Source organism: Bacillus sp. FJAT-50079, assembly GCF_018343515.1.
Lineage (GTDB): Bacteria > Bacillota > Bacilli > Bacillales > Bacillaceae_C > Lederbergia.
This window is the reverse complement of the sequence record NZ_JAGYPD010000003.1, coordinates 141,790-163,450: the sequence shown is the minus strand read 5'-3', so window position 1 is coordinate 163,450 and position 21,661 is coordinate 141,790. Positions and strand designations below refer to the sequence as shown.

Genomic DNA, 21,661 nt, shown 5'->3' with positions numbered 1-21,661 from the left:
ATGTGGAACATAAAAATTTATATAGGCATAGTCAACCACTTGTTCCATATTTTAGGTACATAAAAAAAGACAAGCAAAAAATATAAGCCAAGAATATCTTCGAATTACTCATTCAGCGATATTTTGGCTTTTATAAGAAAGCATATTTTTCCGTTCAAGTACGATCATTCTCCCCCTACTGCTTCCTCCGGATTCTCTGGGGTATTTGAATTTTTCTCATCGTCTCCAGCGCCATTTCCCTGACCTTCACTAGGCTGTGGCTCTTTAGAATCTGGTGACTCTGGCACCTTTGGTTCTTCTGTTTCCTTTGGAGGAGCAGGCGGTTTTTTGCTTGGTTCCTCTACCTCTGTTTCTGTTACCGGCGGTGCCGGTGGAGTATACGATGGTTGATTCACTTTATCAGATGGCTGGCGATTAGAATCTCCTCTTCCTTTCGTTCCCGAACTTTTATTTGATTGATTTTGGGAGCTGGTCCTGCTCTGAGTGCCAGTCGTCGATTGATTGTTCGTTTGTGGTGTCGTGTTTACAGGCACTGCCTGTTCCGTAACCTGATCCTCGACCACTTCCTCTTCTACCTCATCAACGTCATCTTCAATCTCTAAGATTGGAACTTTCTTATATAGTTCTCCCGCCAATTCCTTTCCCTTATGTAAGTCTACATATTTACCATTTTCTACTTTTGTGTTGGACACATTTTCAGTCAAACGCTTTTTCCAATAAAAATTACTGCCAACAACAAACACAATGACACAGACAATGAGAGTAACTACTATGATCGGGGCCTTTTTCGAGTACAATCGCTTCACCTCACTTACTAGTTTCATTCCATCCTTTGATAAAATATGCCATATTCTTCTATTAAGTATACAAATGATAGACTATTTAATCAAAGTGATTTTATGAAATCACATGCAGCAATCGTATGGGCGGCATCAGGTTTTGGTATTGCGATTGGGACAGGTGATTATATGAAAGTAGCTTGCGGGTTCATATTAATTGTTAGTACAGTTAGTTTTCTCCCTTTCCTAATTCGAGAAGTGATCGTTATAAAATTGAAATGAGAAGGATTGGAGCGGAGAGTCTCTATAATAATTACAAGAAAAGACTAAGATATGGGCTCTGCTTTATATCAGATTCCATATCTTAGTCTTTTTTACTTACTGAAAACCCGGAGTGTAAATAAAAAATCTACTATTGTCTTTAAAGCTTTATCAAATTTGCCTTTGCTTTTTATCTTAGAAAGCTAGCTTTCTAAGATAAAAATCTTTCCCTTCCTGTATGGATTAGATCTAGATTAAATTCCTCAGAGGACTTCTTAAAAAACCCCCCTCTCATAATCCAATATAACAGCCAAAGCTGCTCCCTTGCTCATACTATAACGTTCTTCTCCAAAAATGATTCTTGTTTGTTGGTAGGGGAATTCCAATGCGTGTTGCTTTATATAGTCTAGGCAAGCGCTAGAAAACTCCTTGTGACCGTTATATGGGGTATCAATTAATATTTCATCAGGATTCATTAAATGGATAATTAGCACAAGCGCTTTGCCTAAATAGGAACCAAATGTTTTCATAATATCTTTGAATTCTTGAAAATGAATATAGTCTCCATTCCAATCAATCTCGCCTTCTAGAGAATATCCTTTATTTATTAGTTCTTTACTAAGTGAACTTACACTAATAAGTTGTTCTAGGCAGCCCCTTTGTCCACAATCGCATTGTACTCCATTTTGATCAATCGATATATGACCGATTTCACCTGCTGTCCAGCTGCCACCGCTTATAATATGATTATCAATAATTGAGGCGCCACCGACACCCTCTCTAACTCTTACATAAAATGAACTTCCCTTTACATAGTTTCCCTCTTTTTCATTTGCACATAACGCACCCATATTTACACTATTTTGTATAATGACCTTTCTACTTAATTGGCTGCATTCTTCTTGAAAAGATACATTTTCCCAGCCTAAATGAGTGGATTTATACACGATATTTTTCTCGGTATCGACAATTCCTGGAACACCTATACCAATACCTAACACTTGGTCATATTTTTCCAATAATGTTTCTATTAATGCAAACACTTTTTTCTTTGTCGCCGTTGGATCGATCGAATCGAATGGGATAACTTCTTTTTCTATTAATTCGCTATAATAGTTGATGACTGAATACTCGATGCCTTTTTTGGTGATCTCAAGACCGATTGATTTATAGCCTTCTTTGTTTATTTCTATGATTACTTTAGGTCGTCCTTTTGTTCCCGGCTCTTTAAATCCCACTTCCTTTAAAATTTGATCATTTATAAATTCATCCACAATTAAAGAAACTGTATTCTTGCTTACATTCATATATTTAACTAAATCTTGCCTAGATGTTTTTTTCAACTGACGTATTAGAGATAATACTTTTCTTTTATTTTGTTCTCTTAGTATCCCTGTTCCCTTGGACAAGATATACACTCCTGTTCACCTTTGCTATAAATTCTTAATCTTACCTTTAAAACGATGAATAAATTGATTATTCCATTCATCGCCACCAGTTGCATTTCCACTTTTCCAAATCGGGGGTTGTATATTTTCCCTAGCAAGTAGGGATGTCGTTTCAATTGTAATTGAATTTAAAATGAATGCATTTACAAATGTAGACATGGCACCAACCTTTTGTTCCTGACCATCTATTTCCAAAATGGCATCCCCTACTTTAACTTTTGAGTCGATACTCATATCTACAATATCATGCAAATTCTTTTTCGACGGATGCCTTGCTGGATGATCAATAGGTGTCTGTTCAGCATGTTCTACTGAGCTTATTCCAATTGTCTTAACTCCCCGTTCTTTTGCTTCAAGCGCGGCATCAATTGTCGCGGCATTGATTCCATAAGCATTCACAATCATGAGTAAACTACCTTGCTCTAAATGATAATTATCAATCACAATCCTACCGTACCCTGGTGTCCGTTCTATCGCCATAGAGCGTAAGGCTCCACTGCTTAGCAATGTGCCTTCATCTAAAATAGCACTTGCATGCATTAGCCCGCCTGCCCTAAAAAATACTTCCTGTGAAGCGAGATTAGAATGTCCTCCAGGTCCGTAGACATAAAAAATTCGATCTTTTTTAATTTGGTCTGCAACTAATTTTGCAGCCTCTTTAATTTTTTCTTTTTCTGTATCGATGATCTCTTTTAAGTAGTGGTTGATTTCCTCGTAATATTGGATCATTAATTCGATTTTAAACACTTCCTTTCTGATAAACAAGTTTTCCATTTTTATACGTTTCGATGATTTGCCAGTTAGCAGTATCCATTCCAAATAAAATGAAATCTGCTTTAGCTCCTATATTTATCCCTTTTCTTTGCGGAAGCCCCATTAATTTCGCCGGATAAATAGATGCCTTATGAATGGATTCAGCTAACCCGCATATATTTTTACTTACAAGATGTTGAACACCTTGAAACACACTTTTTACCGATCCAGCCAGTAAACGAGGATTATCCTTTAATAATAATCTTCCATCTTTTGTTAATGTAACCTCTCCACCTACTGATGTAGTATAATCCCCTGATTCCATTCCAGCTAAAGCCACACTATCGCTAATAAGAACCATTTTTTCATTTTTTAATCCTTCAATAACTTTTAAAACATTTTCAGGCAAATGGAGGCCGTCCGCAATGACTGAAGTCCATAATTGTTCCTCCGCTAATTGATCCCATATATAGTTTGGATGCCTAGGTAAAAACGAATGTGCTCCATTTCCTAAATGAGTCGATAATATCGCTCCCGCTTTTACCGCTTCCCTTATTTGTTTTGATTCGGCAGCTGTATGACCTAGGGCAACCTTAATCCCGCTGTTTGTCGCCTTTTTTATAAAATCAATCGCTCCATCCCACTCGGGAGATAGCGTAATTATTTTAATCATCCCTTGCGCCTTTTCTTGTAATTCACAAAATTCATTCCAATTAGGTGCTCGAACAAATTCTTTATCATGTGCCCCCCTTGGCCCATCTTCCTTTGAAATATAAGGTCCTTCTAGATGAAATCCGCCAATCATATTAGAATCGACAAAATCATTTGCAAGTATTTTCATATTCTCTTCGAATATATACGCTAAATGTTTATACGAATTTGTAATGATCGTCGGATAAAAAGTAGTCACTCCTATCTTAGATAGATGGTATATAACCTTTTGCCATTCTTCACGATTTAATGGATCCTTATTAAAATCAATTCCCATAAAGCCATTGATCTGTATATCTACTAAGCCCGGTGCGATAATATATTTTGCATTTTTACAATCACCGGTTAATTTATGGATAGAATGTATATTGTCATCTTTTACGACAACTTTTATAAATTCCCCCGTTTCATAATGTATGCCTTCGATTGCCAACATATTTATTGCCCCCCATAGGCCTCTTCATCCATAATCAGATGCGCATTCTCATGCGTTTTTAATATTGTTGCTGGACAGGAGGTGCTAACTTTTTCATTTAATACTTTATAAACAGCATTTTTTTTCGTTTTACCCGGCACGGTGCATATTAAAGTCGATGCTGAAATTAATATAGGTATCGTTAATGTAAGCGCATGTGTAGGAACATCCACTAAAGCTGAAAAACACCCATCATTTACTTGCTGCTGCCTACTATATTCATCAAGTTCCACCATTTTTACTGTTTCTGTGTCTTGAAAATTTGCGACAGGTGGGTCATTAAATGCAATATGACCATTTTCCCCAATCCCAAGGCAAACCAAATCAATTGGTGATTCGTTCAATAAAGAAGAATAACGTTTCATCTCTTCCTCCGGGTTTGCCGTACCATCTAAAAAGTGGAAATCCTTCATTTTAATCTTGTCCGTTATATTTTTTTGCAAATAAGTTTTAAACCATTGATCTGAATCATGCGAAAGTCCAATATACTCATCCATATGAAAGCCTACAACACGTGTCCAATCAATATCCTTATCGTGTATTAAATAGGATAGAGTTTCATTCTGTGATGGGGCAGATGCAAATATGACTCGCACGATCTCCTTTTCCTTTAATAATTGTTTAATGCTTGCTGCTGCCATTTGCCCCGCTACCCTTCCCATATCTTCTCTCGTTGCACAAACATAGTAATGGAGCTTATCCTTCCGACCTTTTTCAACAATATCTTTCATTATAAAGTTCCCTCCAATAACCATATCATTAATCATAGACTATGACTAAATAAGTGAAAAGAGCACTTAGAAACCTTTTAAGATGCCCCCTTATTTAAAATTCAATACATACAGCAGTTTTATCATCTGATTTTTTAAACCTTGGAAAACGCAAACAATCTGGATCTTTATTTTCAAGAGCGATTAAATAATTTGCATAGCCCTCCAAACCAACAATTGATGTTTGTTGGACAAGATTTTTAATCGGGTCTACTTTATTCTCCGTCCCCTTTTCGTCATGGATAAATAATCCGTCTGTACAAATGATGATCCCAGCTAATTGCAAGCGATTAATTTTTCCGCATTCTAAATAAAGCCCGGCCTCTCTGCTTCCATCTAATACAGAATATCCGTTATTTGTATTGATTTTACTTTTATGTTTTCTAATAACGGGCTCAATCTTTTTACGGATTTCTTGGCGATCATTTAGTCCTTCATCAATTGCCTCTACCCATTTTAGCCTTGTTTGATTATCAAAAAAGGAGATTTGGTCTCTCGTTAAAAGACGATAGGAGCCATCTTTATACATGGCGATAATCATACAATCGCCAGCCTGCACATATTCAATCTGATTTTCCTCAACCTTTATAATGGCCGCGCCTGTCGTCCATACATTGTCCTTTAAGCTTGTGTCAATTCCTGCTTCCTTCATTTTGTTTCCAATTAAATCATTCGCTTCAACTAAAAGTTCCTCTAATGATTGGCTAGTTGGTTCATCAAGTTTTTCAAAAAAGCACTTCACAATCTGTGAGGCCAACCGCCCACCTGTCTCCCCCTTTTCAGAGCGAAACGGGACTAGAGATGTGGCCCCGTCAGCTACTCCATAAATCCCCAGTTTTTCATTCAGAATTAGTGCATCTTCATTCCATTCGTTTGATCCTTGCAGAGTAATTGACTCGATATTCATACCCACTATCCTTCCATAAATATTTTTCACATTTTACAAAGATAGCCCTCTACCGCCTGATAATTTATTAGCAATTAATAATGATATAAATGTCGATAATGTTAAAATCGATGCAAGGGCAGCACCTGTCCCATAGTTAGACGTTAATACTTCACTATAAATAGTAACCGAAATCGTAGCTGTTGCCCCATAATACAATACTAAAGTTGAGCTTAATTCATTGATTGTTGTGATCCAGCTTAATAAAGCACCAGACATAACCCCAGGAATCATTAATCGTCCCGTAGTTTTAAAAAATGTCTTCATTGGAGGTACACCTAAACTAATCGAAGCTTCTTCTACATTTTTATCTAATTGATGGAGATATGCTGTACTTGAACGAATCGTATATGGGATCTTTCTGACAAAATAGGCAATAACAAGGATTACCCATGTACCCGTTAAAATAATTGGAGGCTTGTTATAAGCTATGACTAAGCTGATCCCTAACACAATCCCCGGCATTACATATGGAACCATAATGACCGCATCCAACATAGCTGTAAATTTGTTATTTCTTCTAACTAATACATAGGACACTAACATTCCAATTATGATCATTAAAATAATGGATACGAGTGAGAATGAAAATGTATTTGTAATGACGTGCGGAACTCTAAAAATGACTTCTCGATAACTATCCAAACTAAAGCCTTTTTGAAAGATAGGACCATTTGTTTTAATAAATGAAGTTGTAACTACTGTCAATTGAGGCAAAATTGAGACAAAAGCAGGGATAAATACTAAGATTGACAGTAATGTTTTCTTTCCTTTCGATAGCTTCTTTACTTTTGGAGGACTCATACCGTTAGATGCATAGTTTTTCTTAGAAATAATATAACGTTGAGCAAATAATACAGTCGTTGTAAAAATAATAATAATTACGCTTAATGTACTGGCCATCGCGGGATTTCCACCCATCTCATTGATAAACTCATTATACGCTAAAATCGGCAATACCTTAAAGCCTTGCCCTAATAACATAGGTGTACCAAAGTCAGCAAAGGAAGCCATAAATACCATAAGTGCACCTGTTGATAGGGTGGGAAAAATTAAAGGAATAGTAATCGTCCTAAATCTTTGCCATTTTTTCATCCCTAAACTTTCTGATGCTTCTTCCAATGACGTATTGATCGACTTTAACGCACCAGAAATATATAAGAATATATGTGGATATAACTGCATTGTAAAGACAAAGATGATCCCGTGCATACCATAGATCGAAGGAATCTCAAAACCAAGATTTCGTATGAAATTCGTGATCATTCCATTATTCCCCATTAAAATAATCCATGAATAAGCACCTATAAAGGGCGGTGATAAAAGTGATAAGACAATAATCATTTGTAATAGCCCTTTAAATTTTATATCATATCTAGTTGAAATATATGCCAGGGGCAAACCAATCATAATCGCAAAGATCGTAGCTAACGTTGATACGATTAAACTATTTCTTAATGCACTTCGATAATAATCAAGCTGAATAAAATCAATATAATGCTGCAATGTTAATCCGCCTTCTTCACCTATAAAACTACTAATCATTAAAGTAGCCAAAGGATAAATAACAAAGGCAAACATAATAATATAAGTGCAGAAGATAACAAATGTCCAAAAATCCCATCGAAGCAGCAACAATCTATGCTTGATTGAGAATGGATTCGCGGTCTTTATTTCCACGGTAAATCACCTCATCTCCCGTTGCATTCAAAATGACAGTTCGTTCGATTCCAAGATCTAGATAAACAATTTGTTTTTCCTCCAACATCTTTTTTTGACCTTTTGGATGGTCATAGACTTCAATCAAATCACCATTTGTTAGTCTGACAAGATAGCTCACTTTTTCCCCTAAGAACACTGATAATTCGATCTCCCCTCTAAAAAGATTGTTATCAGCTTGATCTAACGACAGATTAATATCTTCGGGTCTAATTGAAACCATAATTTCTCCTTCATATTTTATGTTGCTAGGTATACGTATGGATTTATCAAGTAAATAAATAATAGTTTCTCCATTTTGTTCAAGTTCACAATGCCCTTTAATGAAGTTAGAGGTGCCCATAAAGTTTGCTACAAACTGATTATGAGGCATTAAATATATATTTTGGGGTGTATCAATTTGTTGAACGACCCCATCTTTAAGCACGGCAATCCTATCCGAAACAGCAAGTGCCTCCTCTTGATCATGTGTCACATAAATCGTTGTGATGTTCAAATCCCTTTGTAATCTTTTAATATCATTGCGCATTTTCACCCTTAACTTTGCATCTAAATTCGACAGTGGCTCATCCATTAATAATAATCCCGGCCGAATGACAATCGCACGAGCTAAGGCAATCCTCTGTTGTTGCCCTCCACTTAAATCCGATGGAATTCGATTCCTTAAATGAGCTAATTCCACGATGTCTAATGCTTCCATTACACGTCTTTCGATTTCCTTTTTATCGATTTTACGTGCGACTAAACCGTAGGCAACATTATCGAAAACCGACATATGTGGAAAAATAGCATAGTTTTGAAATACCATACCAATATTTCTTTGATGTGTAGGAATATCGTTAATTAACTTTTCCCCAAAATATATGTTTCCTTCATCTTGTTTATAAAACCCCGCAATGGTTCTTAATAATGTTGTTTTTCCACAACCACTTGGACCTAATAAAGTAAAAAATTCTCCTTCGTTTATTTTAAAATCCACATTATTCACTGCCCTATGGGATCCAAAATCCTTGGATAAGTTTTCTAAAGTAACTTTTAGCATTCTTCTCTCCCCTAGTCGGTTTAATTTAGAAAGATTTATCTACTATTCAAGGAGCACCTCTTTTAAGGTGCATCCTTGAATGTTAATGAATACAATTAATTCCTTTTCACAATATCACTAAATTTCTTCATAAATTCATCTCTATGCTCAGCAGAATACTGGATATCGTAATCTACCATTTTAATTTCACTAATGGGTTTAATCCCCTCAGCAGGCGCTACGTCTGTTCGTACTGATCTACTATAAAAATCCTTTTGAATTAACTCTTGAACCTCTGTACTAACTAGGAAATCTAGAAATTGCTTTGCCTCTTCCGGATTTTTTGCTCCTTTTATTAGCGCAGCTCCACTCGGTCTAACAGCCGTTCCTTCCTTCGGGTAAATAATCCCCATATCACTGCCACTTTCCATAAATCGAATTGCTTCTCCTTCTAGAGTAAGACCAATCGCAAACTCACCATCTGAGACAGATTTTGGAACTAATCCCGAATCAGATAATATTTTCCCATCTAGATTTTTAACGAAGTTTTCAACGTAGCCCCAGCCATCGTTTCCATCATCAGCAAATGCTAATAGCATCGTGTACAGTTGAGTGTATGCAGAACTCGATTTCGTAGGATCAGCAAATGCTATCTTACCTTTCCACTTCTCATCAAGAAGATCCTCCCAACCTTGTGGCACCTCATCTTCGTTCACCATCTTTTTGTTGTAGATGGCAACAGTTGGGATCGCATGAAATGGTGCCCAGCTATTGTCACTGCTCATCATTAATTCCGGCTGGATTTTATCCTTTTCCTTTCGCTCATATGGCTCAAAATATTCTGCATAAGCTTCTAATGAATCAGCGCCCCCAGCCCAAAACACATCTCCTAGCGGATTTCCCGCCTCGGCTTCTACTCTTTTTAATAGTTCTCCCGCACCACCAGCTACCCTCTCTACTTTTATTCCAGTTTGCTTTTCAAATTCGCCTAATATAACGTTATCCATCGCCGCGATGTTGGGAGAGTAAAGGGTAATTGTCCCTTTCTTTTCTTCCTTAGTTGAAGTATTAGAGTCTGTATTAGAGTTGCTATTAGATTCATTATTTGAATTAGTTTCTGAAGCATTATTTCCACAGGCTATTAACAGGCAAGACATAACTAGTACAGTCAATATAATGAGAAATTTAGTACGCATCTTTTTATCCCCCTTATTAATCTAATTATCAACGACTTCAACTTATCAACATTTACAACATGCTCCAAGGTTGTTTAATGAATCACTCCTTTCCATTACGAAACTAATAACATAGGAAAATCACCCCTTTGTAAGATTGAGTTAGTTATGCCGATATATATAGAAATTACAGTTATACGAATAATTAAATAGGTAGTAACGGTTCATAAAACCTTTTAGTAATAGTCTATGACTAATTAAAGTTAGATTACTATCGGTTTGTATGCGCATACATTTCAATACTCCATTAATTGTTTTAATTTTTCTTGTATATCCCTTTCTGTTGACGGACTTAGTTTTGATGGATATCCAAAATAAAACAACGATTCCTCAGCCTCATATCCTCCTTCTTCCATTTGCTCTTGTGTACAAATGTATCCAACCATCCCATTTGAATACCCTAAAGGCAAAATATCAGGCCTACGCTCCTTAATAAATTTTCCATATGCTTCAACTAATTCAGCATTACAACTAATGAAAGTCAGGCCTTCACATAATTTAATATATTGAATCAATAATTCATAATTTTTCCTAATATTTCTTACAAGAGTCGGCCATTCCCCTAACAAAGCTTTGGGTATTTTATCATCAACTACCTCATCACTAAAAGATAAAGATACAACCTGTCGACGGAATAAAAACGGTTCTGTATTACATATATTCCCATCTTTTTTTAAAACATTAAGAACCTCGGCCGCTAGCTTTTTTCCAATGAGCTCCATATCATGGACTGTTCCTCGATGAAATTTATCATTTTTAATAAGTGCAGGGCGGATATCACCACAAAACCCTTGGAGATAAGCAACATTACTATCATAAGCTGCTTCTACATATCGACAACAAACTCCGGGAAATTCACTTGAAAGAATATTTGCATCCGTACAAGTCGGATGACATGAATAATGAATCCAAATAGCCTTATTTTTACTGTTATTTGTAATAAAGGTGATCACAGTTACAGTATCATCGACTAATTGTTCAACATTTGGCTCCATAACGACCACATCATTTACTTTTTTTCTTCTATGGACACCAATGCTTGCTTTTCCTTTTCTAATTTCAACCCTAACTTTTTCTTTATTTAGTAAACATTCTTCAATACTTATAAAAATCAAGTCGTTTAAAAAAGTTACATATCCTTTTTCAAGTCTACCTATTTCCCTACTAAATCTTGCGCTCGTTTGCGGTCCCGAATGATTATGAGTAGCATGAAAACAAATGTGTTCTTTTGGAATTTTAAATTTATCCTCAATTTCTGCTTTCATCTTTTTCACATGATCCGTATCCCACCAGATCAAGTCAGCGACTATAAATAAAAAGATTTTATTTTCCATTTGCAAATAATACGTTTTTAAAAATAATGGATACATTACCTCACGGGTTTTACCGTCTCTATGAGCGAACCCTGCTAATTCAATTGGGATAAGCGGCGTAATATCTTGTTTACTTTCACCCAATATCATAATAATTTTTCCCTTCTAGTAATTGAATGATCAAAATATAATTTCGAATAATATGAAATGGATCTTTTACAGGCAAAGCAACGACCTTTTGTAAAGGTGCACCATTCCGATCTCTAATCTGTATCCATTCTCCTATTTCCTTATTTTTATTAGGAAAAGTATGAAACACATATTCATCTAATTTTTTATGCCATTTCAACCAATCTTTTTCTCCCGTTTTTTCATAAAATAATAAAGTAGTGTATAGTGCTTCCGAATGAGGCCACCATAATTTTGTATCCCATGTTTCGCGTATAAGTGATTCTATAGGAGTACCGATCAATTCTCCCTGTGGCATGCCACCCTCTTTATCGACAAAACGAAACAACCCACCTTGACGTTCATCCCATCCGATTGTTAACGCATTCATCGCTAGTTTAGATATATCTGATATATAATCTTTTTCATTCGCTAATTGCAAATTTCTTAAGCTATGGATCATAAACCATGATGACTCAAGTGTGTGCCCTGGATTCACATGCCTTGATAAAAGCGTATCAGTATTATTCCAAGCTGCTGGCTTCATTTCAACAATTCTGCCATCCTCTGCTAACTCTTTCATGATCTCATCAAGATAAGCTTTTGTGTCCTGCAATAAAAAAGATCTACTAGGATGATGAAAGGCATTAGCCGTCTCATAAAGTTCCTCTACAACATTTAATAGAATCATAGGAATAGAGTGGGCTTTATATCCTGCTGGGATTGGATATGGCTCTGAATCAAAGTCATTATTTTCAATTCTTAATTTGACCGTCTTATATACGATTAAGCTATGCTCAAATGCTTCCATATCCTTCATATAATGAGAATAAGCATTGCAGCCTAATACATAAAAACAATCTGCAAAAATACTTTTATCCATTTCGTCATCTATCTTCCGGCCATCTCTCTCGAGTGCAAAAACGATATGATTATTGGACATTACTGCATTTTTGTTTAAAAACTGAAATGTTGCATCGATCGTCTCTTTCCAATGTTGAGAAAGCTGAACCATGCCTTGCTCCTTTAGCATCTGTAATTTACACGCTAACCATAAAAAGCGACCTTGTGACCATACATATTTTCTGTCACTTATTAAACGATCCCCCTCATTTGTATAGCAAGTAAAAACACCGCCAAATTTCCGATCAATAGCCTTTTCCCAAAATGGCAACATATTCTCCTGTAACTCCATTAAATATTTTTCCCTTGAAGGTTGATTGTACATATTTTCACCCTTTTTATTTTTATTTCCCTTAACCCACTCTGAGCTTTGAGCCCTATAAATAGAAATTAAAAATATGTACTGCCTCTAACATTTTGACAAAAGATCATTTAGTCCTAGACTATGATTAATTGTTAATAAAGTATCACAATTGAACGGAAGTGTAAAGACTTATTTTTCCGAAGTGTGTGAATATTATTGAAAGTAGTTTTAAACAAAAGGATTTAAACATATTAAAACTGCATTCATATTGAAATTTTGAATGCAGTTAAAATGTTCTTGAGGGAAAAGTGTATCAGGGACTACGCTCCCAAACACACAAAAGGCGTTGACTTTTAAATTGTCAACGCCTTTATATAGATCACATTTATAATATTAAGGGTATGAGGGACCCTATTAAACTAGTTCGCCAGCTGCTTTAACACGTACCCTTGTAGCGTTCCCTGGAAGATATGCAAGTGGTACGTCTTCGATATCGACGATGACAAGACTTTCTTTATTAGCACCTGCATTGATCGCTTCTGCCATCGCTTCTTCCTTGGCTGCTTGTAAAGCATTTTCCCTGCCAATTTCATCGATTAAGTAGATTTTTTCAATCTGACCACTTACTTGGGATATTGCTGAGCCAATCGCATTGGCAACACCTGAATTCTCAGGACGCAATACCTCGGAAGCTCCTTTTAATTCCTTTGGAAATAGGACACTTCCCCCACCAACTAAGATAACCGGCATCGGATCGGCACTTACCTTCATCTTATCAATGGCTTCTTCAACCAGCTCGACCATTTTTACATATACTTGTTGAAGCAATTCCTTATCCAAATGCGCTACTTTAGATGGGTCACCAAGTTCTACTTTCCCTAATGCGACGGCTACATCTGTTGTCGTTAATGTATCTCCGCCAAAAATCATCGCCTCTTCAGGTAAGCGATAGCCTACACTATCTGGGCCGATTGTAAATTCTCCATCTTCTTTTATCCGGATAATTGTTCCGCCACCTAGACCGATTGAAACTAAATCAGGCATACGGAAGTTTGTACGTGCTCCGCCAATCTCAACAGCTAAAGAAGATTCTCGTGGAAATGAGTTAACTAAAATTCCGACATCTGAAGTTGTACCTCCAACATCGACAACAATGGCGTCTGTTGAATCACTTAAATATGATGCACCACGCAAAGAATTCGTTGGTCCACAAGCAATCGTAAAAATTGGATATTTCATAGCGTATTCCACGGACATTAACGTACCGTCATTTTGACCGAAAAATACCTTCGCATCAATTCCTTCATTCTTTAATGCTTGAATAAATCCATTTGCAGCTGTTTTTGCCACATTGACAACAGATGCATTCAAAATGGTCGCATTCTCTCTTTCTAATAATCCGACAGAACCGATCTCAGAAGACAAAGAAATCGAAATTTCTTCGCCAAGTATCTCCATAAATATTGCTCGCGCCCGTTCTTCATGGTCTCTAGATACAGGTGAAAAAACAGATGTGATCGCAACGGAGTCTACTTTTCCTTTTATTTCTTTTGCAATTTGATATAAATGTTCTTCGTCTAAAGAAACAATTTCACGCCCATCAAATTCGTGCCCGCCGCGTACAAGATATACATATTTTCCGAGTGCATCACGGAGCTCGCTTTCTACGCCAGTCATTGGTTTTACCGCTAAAGTAGCCGGAGCGCCTATACGGATGACAGCAATATTATTCAATCCTTTTCTTTCAACAATGGCATTCGTGCAATGTGTCGTTCCAAGCATCGCATAGTGAATCTTTTCTCTTGGAACATCTGCATTTGTAATTACCTTATGCATCGCATTATAAATACCTGTTGTCACATCAAGCGTTGTCGATGATTTTGTTTCTGAAATCACTTGATTCTTTTCATCTAATATGACGGCGTCTGTATGTGTTCCGCCAACATCAATTCCGATCCGGTACGTACCCATTATTTCGCCCCACCTTTATTTACAAGTTCTTCAACTGGAATATAATCAACATCATAGCCAAAATATTTTGGACCAACCGTTGCAATCCCTTTTTCCGTCCGCCATTTCGGATGGCATGGAATTCCGATCACGACACATCTTGAACCATAACGAATTCCTTCTGTTGTGATTGGATTCCCCGTCTCTGCATCGAGTACCGCAATTAAATCCGGTGTTACGCACAGCAGTCGGCTGTCTGTTTGTGCAAGTAAATGTTCATTTTGAAAACGAAGTTGCAGCGTTTCATCCTTATATTCATTCATGCCTTCAAATGTTGCTACACCCCTGGCAAATCCTGTTTCTGTTTTACGATCAATATCTGTTACTTTTCCTTGAAATAATTCAAATCCGCCGACGACTTTTAATACTTCTTGAATCGCATTTACATTATTCTCTTTCGCAAGGCGAATGGCTTTTCCAATCTCTTCTTCCAGTCTTAAGATGTTAGGTATACCACTTTCTTTTAAGTTTTTCCCTCTCATGGAATACATGGCATTCATGACAGATCCACCCATTTGAATTGTAGCTGCACGAGCAATTCTTTCTGTCCAAACATTATCGATCGTTGATAGCAATGCTGTATTTCCTTTTTCATCAGCAATGACAGCTGGTGTCGCCGATATACCATCTAAATAAAATGTAACCATCTGCAATTCTGGAAAAGCTCTTCCCATTCCATCTGCGTCTACAACAGGTAATCCTAATTTTGCAGCAGTTGCGAAAGGTAGCATCGAGTTTAGCCCGCCCGCTTCAATTGGAAACGTTGCATACACCTTTTCACCTAAATGTTCTTCAAGTTTTAGAAAGGCCTCTGTCGCTTCTTCACCACTAGGAATTTTCTCGAGCATGACCGTTGGTGCTCCCATCATTGAAGATGGTACGACTAAAGCATCATCAGGAACTTCGTGCGGCTCTAAGACCGTTACTGGTCCAAACTCCTCAATTGCTTGCAGTGCCATAAGCTTGCCAATATAAGGGTCGCCGCCCCCACCCGTTCCAAGCAGAGCTGCACCAACTGCAATATCTTCAATCTCCTGTTTTCCAATTTTCCTCATGTCTTTAAACCTCCATTAATTGTAATTACCTTATATTGCTTTGCCTTCAATTTTTCCGTTCTTTGTAGAATTTCTTATAATCAGTGCGCCAATATAATAAACGAGCCCACTAATTAAAAGTGAATTGATCGATGGAATACCAATTGTGATTGTATAACCAGCAGCAAATCCAGCAATCCAGGCAATAATTGTAATTGGGTGCATTTTCCCAACTTCCGGTAATGTTCCTTCCTTCCGTGTTTCATCTAATTCTTTTCGGTGTGTTTTTAAAATAAAATACTCAACTACGATAATTCCGGCAATAGGCGGAACAAGCACACCAAGGAAGACAAGAAAACCAACAAAATAGTCTAAAATTCCAATAATCGATAGTAATGTACCAATTACTCCGATAATCAGTGTTACTTTTCCTCGATTCAGTTTAATGTTAAATAAAGAGTCGAATATATTTGTGAATCCTAGTGAGGAAGAATACAAATTCAAATTATTAATTTTTACTGTAGATAATACAACAACGAATGCACCGAACCAGCCGGCTGTTGTTACCATAATATTGACAATGTCGTTTGTTCTAGCAGCAAGTGCAAGTAATACGGCAATCATATTTATCCCTAGTTCACCAACAAGAACACCGATCGTTGCCATCCAAAAAACATCTTTACTACTTTTAGCAAATCGACTAAAGTCTGGTGTAATAACAGCACCAATAATAAATCCTCCTGCAACCATCGTAGCAGCAGCGCCCATTGACAATGCATCACCAGCTGGAGAAGCAGCTAATAAATCAGTAAACGAATAATCACTCAATACGTGATAAATCCCAAATCCAACTGCTAATAGGAAAGCAGGCACAGTAATCGTTGCAGTGATACTTAATAGCTTAAAACCAAAAATTACGAGTACTGTAACCCCTAATCCAGTAATGATCGCAGCGATAGGAAGCGATAATTTCCCTTGAGTTGCCTGCACAATCCCTTCGGCAAACACAGAGTTCTGAACGCCAAACCAACCAATACAAGCAATCGCAATGACCGCTCCGATAATACTTGATCCATATCGCCCAAAACCTGTATACCTTGACAACAAACTAGTTGAAAGTCCTTCACGTGCACCAGCATAACCTAGAAGAAAACTGATGACTTGTAAAATGATACTGCCTAGCACTGTCGCCCAGAATGCTTGCCAAAATGTCATTCCATACCCTAACGTCGCGCCTAGCATAAACTGGCTAATTGTTGCTAATGCCCCAACTCGTACAATCGTAATACTCCATAATGATTGTCGCGCTGACATTGGCACCCTTGTTAACGAATAATCATCTCCAATTGTTGCCTTCGCTTTTGTTGCCATTTTCTTTTGCCCCCTAAATTTGGATTGTTCATATTGTTCTTTTTAAAAAGCAAATAAACTCTTAGTGTTCGCAAAGCCTTACCTAATATTCGGAAATTTCCGACTTCCACTTTTTAAAGTTCACCTTGTTACGACCTATGTTACTGAATGTATTTCTCATTCACTTCTTCGAATAATGCATGAATGATTTGATTTGCGAGTACGAGCTGTTCCTCTAAATTTTCTTCATCGTATAACTTGATTCCCCAAAAAACACCATTACCAATCAGTACGAACTTTTTTACAATACGATCCATTTCTGGAGATGATATATTGGGATATTTGCTTTTCAGGAGCGTTTCTAGTAAATCGACAAGCCACTCGTTATAACGAAGCATGTGATGATACAGATACTTGGAAATTTCCTCTATTGGAGAAGTAACAAGTGAGATATATGCATTCGTCCCTTCCATATCCCCTTTATGGTGAGAAACAATTCCCTGGATCATCGCCATAAAAATTTCTTCAACAGGCTTGTCCCAATTTTCTTTTGAAATGCTCTCCATCTTCTTAAAGTGGTTATCTAATAACTGTTTAAACGCAGCCATAAATAAATCTTCCTTATTTTTAAAGAAAAAATAGATGGAAGGTGGCTTTATCCCAACCTCATCAGCAATTTTCTTCACCGTTGCTCCATGATACCCATGCAAAGCATATTGTTTTATTGCCGCATTTATTAATTTTTCACGCATATATTCACCACCTAACAAACGTTAGGCTAATTATATGTGCAAATTTTTTAGTAGTCAATAAGTTTTTAGATAATTTGAGTTAAAACAAATATTCGATACACAATAGGTAGGAAGATCCATTCCTGAGCTAACACATATGGTCACGCTTTCACTTTTTGCAAAAATTTTTATAAATTTTATTTTAGTACAATAATAATTTTCGGTATTTTCCTAGAAAAAAATAGGATGTTGCTCACTGCTCCCCCTCTCTCCATTGTTCTGCACATTGAACTAATGAAAATGCAATCGCAAACGATGCCCCTCCTAAGTTCTGGAATATATTTTACTAACGCACACATACTAATCAATGGTGAAGGAAATGCCGAAAAAGAAAAAGAATTGCTAGTAATATTAATTGGACTGAGCCTCGAAAAAGGAACCGATTTTGGAGCAAACATGAACGAAGAATATAATCTAATAACGAAAAAAGAATGGGTAATGTGGTAAAGTGCACGGCATTGCGACTCTAGCTTAACACGTCAATATAACTGCCCCTAGCCAATTTACTTTTCAGGAAAGGAGGGATTGCAAATGTCTATGAAAAAATGGTTAACAGGTTTGATCGTTTTACTTGCGATGACTATGGTTGTGACAACTTCAGGCTCATTTTCCGTATTTGCCAAATCTGGCGCCGTAACACAGCCTATGCAGACGGCGAAAGCAATTGAGGTAGAGATGAACGATGATTACTTTAATCCGAATGTCATTACTATTCCTAATGGAAGAACGACAACTTTGATATTGAAAAACATAGGTAATAATGAGCACACCTTCACAGTGGAAAAGCTAGGAATTGACGTTGAAGTTCAGCCGGGAGAAGAAAAAAACATTACCTTGAAACCAATAAAGTCCGGTACATATGAATTCATATGCCGATATCATGTAAACAAAGGAATGGTCGGAAAGGTAATCGTCAAATAACAAGTAGGGCGCAAGCTAAATGTTGAGGTGAAAGAAATGCCTAATGGGAAACGAACAGACAATCATTTGAATGAAATGCAACCTGAAAAGGGAAATGACTTTAGGGCACGTTTGAGGGAGGAACTTGCAACCGATCCGTTGACTACTATTCCAAGCCAAAACAACAAGAAACAGAAAAGGAAGCAATAATAATTCTCATTGGAGCGAACCGAAAGTATTTTTCAGTCCTCCATGATCGAGATAAGCGCTACTACTTTAATAGTTGATACAAATATGGCAAGTAACGCAAAAACAAAGGAATACTTTTCACATATGCGCCACAGAATAATCGATGGAGGTGAGTGCGTTGCCAAAGACAAAAAGAACAGCTAGTAATATTGAAGGTATGAATCCCGAAAAAGGACCTGACTTTGGTGCGGGCATGAACGAAGAATATGCGAACGAACCGTTGACCGCTGCTCAAAAACAAAACAACAAGAAACGGAAAAAGAAGCAATAATATTATAAGGAGCGAATGATATTAGTTCGCTCCTTATTTACGTCCATTCAATGGTCTCTATTATTTTCCTTCTGATCCTCTTGAAGTCCTTCTATCCATCATTCCACAAGCTTCACACCATCAATTAATTCAACATTTTATCTGCCGATATACCTTTTAGCCGCTGGCGTTTTTTAATTGCCCTTTAATAAAACTGTCATTTACTTGAATAAGAAAAATAGCATTGCTTCTAATGCCCCCAAAAGTTAGACTACATTACCAAAAGAGCAACTCATATCTTGGCTAATCCATGAAAGCCTGATCGAAGGAATTTTTTTAATAAAAAGCTGAACCGATATGTCAGATCCAGCTTGAATTTACATTATCATTTAGTTAAACAATCGCTTGAGCTACAAATTGAAAAGTCAGTTTTTAATCCTGAAATATTCCAAAAAAAAGCGCTAAAGCCTTCTACCGTCGTTCAAACATCGCTTTGTTTAAAGCATTAAGAAATATGCTTTAATCATTTTTATTTTCAAAGTAAAAGTTGGACATATTATCCATAGGAGGTGATAAAGTGGCTGACAAAAAGAAAACATCCAAACACATAGAAAGTAACAGTAAATTAGATAGATCCAAAAACGATCGACATAATGATAATGCTAGTGCAACTGCGGCTCTTGAACAAGACACCCCAAGAATTAATACAGATAATCTTTAACAGTACGTTTATTGTTCAACATTTGAAATAGCATACCAATAAATCAACGCTTGGGTTTAAATCCAAGCGTTGATAGGTGTAGTAGCTTTTATTTTTCTCTAGCACTCTCAAATTTACGTCCATTCAGGAATTGCCTTTATTACTTCCTCTTGATTCTCTTGAAGTCCTTCTATCCATAATTCCACAAGCTTCACACCATCAATTAATTCAACATTCAATCCGTCGGCATACCTTTTAGCTGCCGACGTAAAAGCTCCTGTTGTTATGACATAACCACCAACCGCATCTCTTTTCACCACATTCGAATGGATTAACGCAATCGGATCAAATGGCAAATCATCTTTTTGGCATTTAACCTGAGCTAAGTACTTTCCCTCTTCCGTATCATATTCAAAATCTACACCGTAATCTCCATTTGGCGGCAATACCCAAGCCCTTCCCCCGCTAACTCGCTCAAAAACATCCGCTACAAAATTTTCAAAAAACAACGGATCTTCCTTAATGAAAGCAGAGGAGTATTCCACCTCTTCATCTTCCTGTTTAAACCGTAAATATAATCCCATTGCAAGCGTCTTTTTTAATTCATCACTTGAGCAAAGTTGCTCACTAATTAAATCTAGATTATATTTGTTTTTTCTTTTCGTCATTTGAAAATGAATAAATGCCGCGATCAATACAATACTAGCCAAAATCTCGACATAAACCACTCGATCAACTCCTTTGCAACAGTTATAGGCAAAAAGGAGATTGATTATTCTTATATAAAAGTACTTCAATATTTCATGCTTAAAATATAATAGAGAACTGCGGCCTCATAGACTTGTAATTCCGAGGAATGTAAATGAATATTAATGGTTTGTGGTGGCATAATTTTATCATAAGTAACCTCCGCCAATGTCCTCCCATCTTTATCTTTGAACCAAACCCTTCTATCCGCAAAATCTTTTTGAATCAAATATGTATCTCCAACACTAGTATGCACTTCCATTCGGGGATGAGTCTTAATTTTCGACTTATCATGGAGTGTAAAATCCCCCAAGTTGCGCGAATACCCTTTCCATGTTGTGCGCAACCAAGATTTGAAATGCATTTCCTCCATCAACTCACAAATTAATTGATGATCAGCGTCAAGTGAACGAACATTAAGGGCAAAGTCATATCCCATCACTCGATCGATTATTTTTTGGATAGTATTACGGTAATAGCGCTGAAACGATCCGAGCTTCTGTTGCTGATCATCAAAAATCTCGATTGGTTTTAGCCTTCCTCGATAAAAGGGCAATTGATATGTATATGAAGTCATCGAAAGTCCTCCTTTCTACCCCAAGCTTTTATATCTTTATCATAGCTCATATTTGATAGAATGGGGCTTTCTTCAGTGAACATGATTTTAGTAAAAAATAATGAAGCAGATGAAAGTCCTGCTGCTTTATCTAATTAATGGAGTGTATCCGTATTGATCTAGTCTCACTTAAGCGATTAAGCTATACTCCAGCTCCACTGCCAAACAACTTGAGTAGAGTTCTTTTTCTCTAAAATTTGCTTTCAAA

At 36.8% G+C, this 21,661-nt stretch carries 21 protein-coding genes; 4 read left to right on the top strand and 17 right to left on the bottom strand.

Translation table 11 applies throughout. The features are described from left to right. Positions 1-164: 164 nt before the first annotated feature. On the bottom strand, positions 165-824 hold the full coding sequence (locus KHA95_RS08495) for a hypothetical protein (RefSeq protein WP_213137077.1): 660 nt from the start codon (positions 822-824) through the stop codon (positions 165-167). 75 nt (positions 825-899) lie between these two features. On the opposite strand from KHA95_RS08495, the gene KHA95_RS08490 reads away from it, so the two are divergent. Next, entirely contained in the window at positions 900-1,061 is a 162-nt protein-coding gene (locus KHA95_RS08490) for an MgtC/SapB family protein (protein ID WP_213137076.1), read from the top strand. A gap of 254 nt (positions 1,062-1,315) precedes the next feature. Here the strand turns inward: KHA95_RS08490 and KHA95_RS08485 are convergent, their stop codons facing one another. From KHA95_RS08485 to KHA95_RS08420, 14 genes are all read right to left on the bottom strand, one after another. Beyond that, positions 1,316-2,449, bottom strand: a complete 1,134-nt coding sequence (locus tag KHA95_RS08485) for an ROK family protein (protein ID WP_213137075.1) — start codon at positions 2,447-2,449, stop codon at positions 1,316-1,318. Between the two features lie 24 nt (positions 2,450-2,473). After that, positions 2,474-3,253 (bottom strand): sugar isomerase domain-containing protein, encoded by a 780-nt coding sequence (locus tag KHA95_RS08480; protein ID WP_249316727.1) that lies wholly within the window; start codon positions 3,251-3,253, stop codon positions 2,474-2,476. Beyond that, positions 3,228-4,388 carry an N-acetylglucosamine-6-phosphate deacetylase gene (locus KHA95_RS08475; RefSeq protein ID WP_213137074.1) on the bottom strand — a complete coding sequence of 387 codons (1,161 nt, stop codon included), beginning with the start codon at positions 4,386-4,388 and terminating at the stop codon, positions 3,228-3,230. Before KHA95_RS08475 ends, KHA95_RS08480 begins: the two co-directional genes overlap by 26 nt. A 2-nt stretch (positions 4,389-4,390) precedes the next feature. Continuing rightward, positions 4,391-5,158: a glucosamine-6-phosphate deaminase gene (locus tag KHA95_RS08470; RefSeq protein ID WP_213137073.1), complete on the bottom strand. Its 768-nt coding sequence runs from the start codon at positions 5,156-5,158 to the stop codon at positions 4,391-4,393. A gap of 94 nt (positions 5,159-5,252) precedes the next feature. Beyond that, positions 5,253-6,104 (bottom strand): protein phosphatase 2C domain-containing protein, encoded by an 852-nt coding sequence (locus KHA95_RS08465; protein ID WP_213137072.1) that lies wholly within the window; start codon positions 6,102-6,104, stop codon positions 5,253-5,255. 33 nt (positions 6,105-6,137) lie between these two features. Next, complete coding sequence (locus tag KHA95_RS08460; RefSeq protein WP_349305452.1) at positions 6,138-7,823, bottom strand: ABC transporter permease; 1,686 nt, start codon at positions 7,821-7,823, stop codon at positions 6,138-6,140. Beyond that, positions 7,783-8,904 carry an ABC transporter ATP-binding protein gene (locus KHA95_RS08455; protein ID WP_213137071.1) on the bottom strand — a complete coding sequence of 374 codons (1,122 nt, stop codon included), beginning with the start codon at positions 8,902-8,904 and terminating at the stop codon, positions 7,783-7,785. Before KHA95_RS08455 ends, KHA95_RS08460 begins: the two co-directional genes overlap by 41 nt. 95 nt (positions 8,905-8,999) lie before the next feature. Further along, positions 9,000-10,079, bottom strand: a complete 1,080-nt coding sequence (locus tag KHA95_RS08450) for an ABC transporter substrate-binding protein (protein WP_213137070.1) — start codon at positions 10,077-10,079, stop codon at positions 9,000-9,002. Positions 10,080-10,354: 275 nt separating this feature from the next. Further along, positions 10,355-11,581 carry a hypothetical protein gene (locus KHA95_RS08445; RefSeq protein WP_213137069.1) on the bottom strand — a complete coding sequence of 409 codons (1,227 nt, stop codon included), beginning with the start codon at positions 11,579-11,581 and terminating at the stop codon, positions 10,355-10,357. Further along, on the bottom strand, positions 11,568-12,827 hold the full coding sequence (locus KHA95_RS08440) for an AGE family epimerase/isomerase (RefSeq protein WP_213137068.1): 1,260 nt from the start codon (positions 12,825-12,827) through the stop codon (positions 11,568-11,570). The genes KHA95_RS08445 and KHA95_RS08440 overlap by 14 nt, the downstream gene beginning before the upstream one ends. A 393-nt stretch (positions 12,828-13,220) precedes the next feature. Continuing rightward, positions 13,221-14,777, bottom strand: coding sequence for a hydantoinase/oxoprolinase N-terminal domain-containing protein (locus KHA95_RS08435; RefSeq protein WP_213137067.1), 1,557 nt, complete (start codon positions 14,775-14,777; stop codon positions 13,221-13,223). Next, the gene (locus KHA95_RS08430) at positions 14,777-15,871 is read right to left on the bottom strand and encodes a DUF917 domain-containing protein (protein ID WP_213137066.1); all 1,095 of its coding nucleotides are present in this window, start codon (positions 15,869-15,871) and stop codon (positions 14,777-14,779) included. The genes KHA95_RS08435 and KHA95_RS08430 overlap by 1 nt, the downstream gene beginning before the upstream one ends. 30 nt (positions 15,872-15,901) lie before the next feature. After that, positions 15,902-17,221, bottom strand: coding sequence for a purine-cytosine permease family protein (locus tag KHA95_RS08425; protein ID WP_213137065.1), 1,320 nt, complete (start codon positions 17,219-17,221; stop codon positions 15,902-15,904). A gap of 140 nt (positions 17,222-17,361) precedes the next feature. Beyond that, a complete protein-coding gene (locus KHA95_RS08420) occupies positions 17,362-17,952 on the bottom strand; it encodes a TetR/AcrR family transcriptional regulator (protein WP_213137064.1) in 591 nt (196 codons plus the stop codon). Positions 17,953-18,522: 570 nt separating this feature from the next. Here KHA95_RS08420 and KHA95_RS08415 point away from each other — a divergent pair. The 3 genes from KHA95_RS08415 (at position 18,523) to KHA95_RS08405 (ending at position 20,111) form a co-directional block, all read left to right on the top strand. Further along, the gene (locus KHA95_RS08415; protein WP_213137063.1) at positions 18,523-18,912 is read left to right on the top strand and encodes a cupredoxin domain-containing protein; all 390 of its coding nucleotides are present in this window, start codon (positions 18,523-18,525) and stop codon (positions 18,910-18,912) included. A gap of 331 nt (positions 18,913-19,243) precedes the next feature. Continuing rightward, positions 19,244-19,411, top strand: a complete 168-nt coding sequence (sspO, locus tag KHA95_RS08410) for a small acid-soluble spore protein O (protein WP_213137062.1) — start codon at positions 19,244-19,246, stop codon at positions 19,409-19,411. Positions 19,412-19,967: 556 nt separating this feature from the next. Continuing rightward, a complete protein-coding gene (locus tag KHA95_RS08405; protein ID WP_213137061.1) occupies positions 19,968-20,111 on the top strand; it encodes a hypothetical protein in 144 nt (47 codons plus the stop codon). Between the two features lie 113 nt (positions 20,112-20,224). Here the strand turns inward: KHA95_RS08405 and KHA95_RS08400 are convergent, their stop codons facing one another. Next, entirely contained in the window at positions 20,225-20,818 is a 594-nt protein-coding gene (locus tag KHA95_RS08400) for a restriction endonuclease (protein WP_349305451.1), read from the bottom strand. A 65-nt stretch (positions 20,819-20,883) separates the two neighbouring features. After that, on the bottom strand, positions 20,884-21,414 hold the full coding sequence (locus tag KHA95_RS08395; RefSeq protein WP_213137060.1) for a tubby C-terminal domain-like protein: 531 nt from the start codon (positions 21,412-21,414) through the stop codon (positions 20,884-20,886). Between the last annotated feature and the right edge of the window lie 247 nt (positions 21,415-21,661).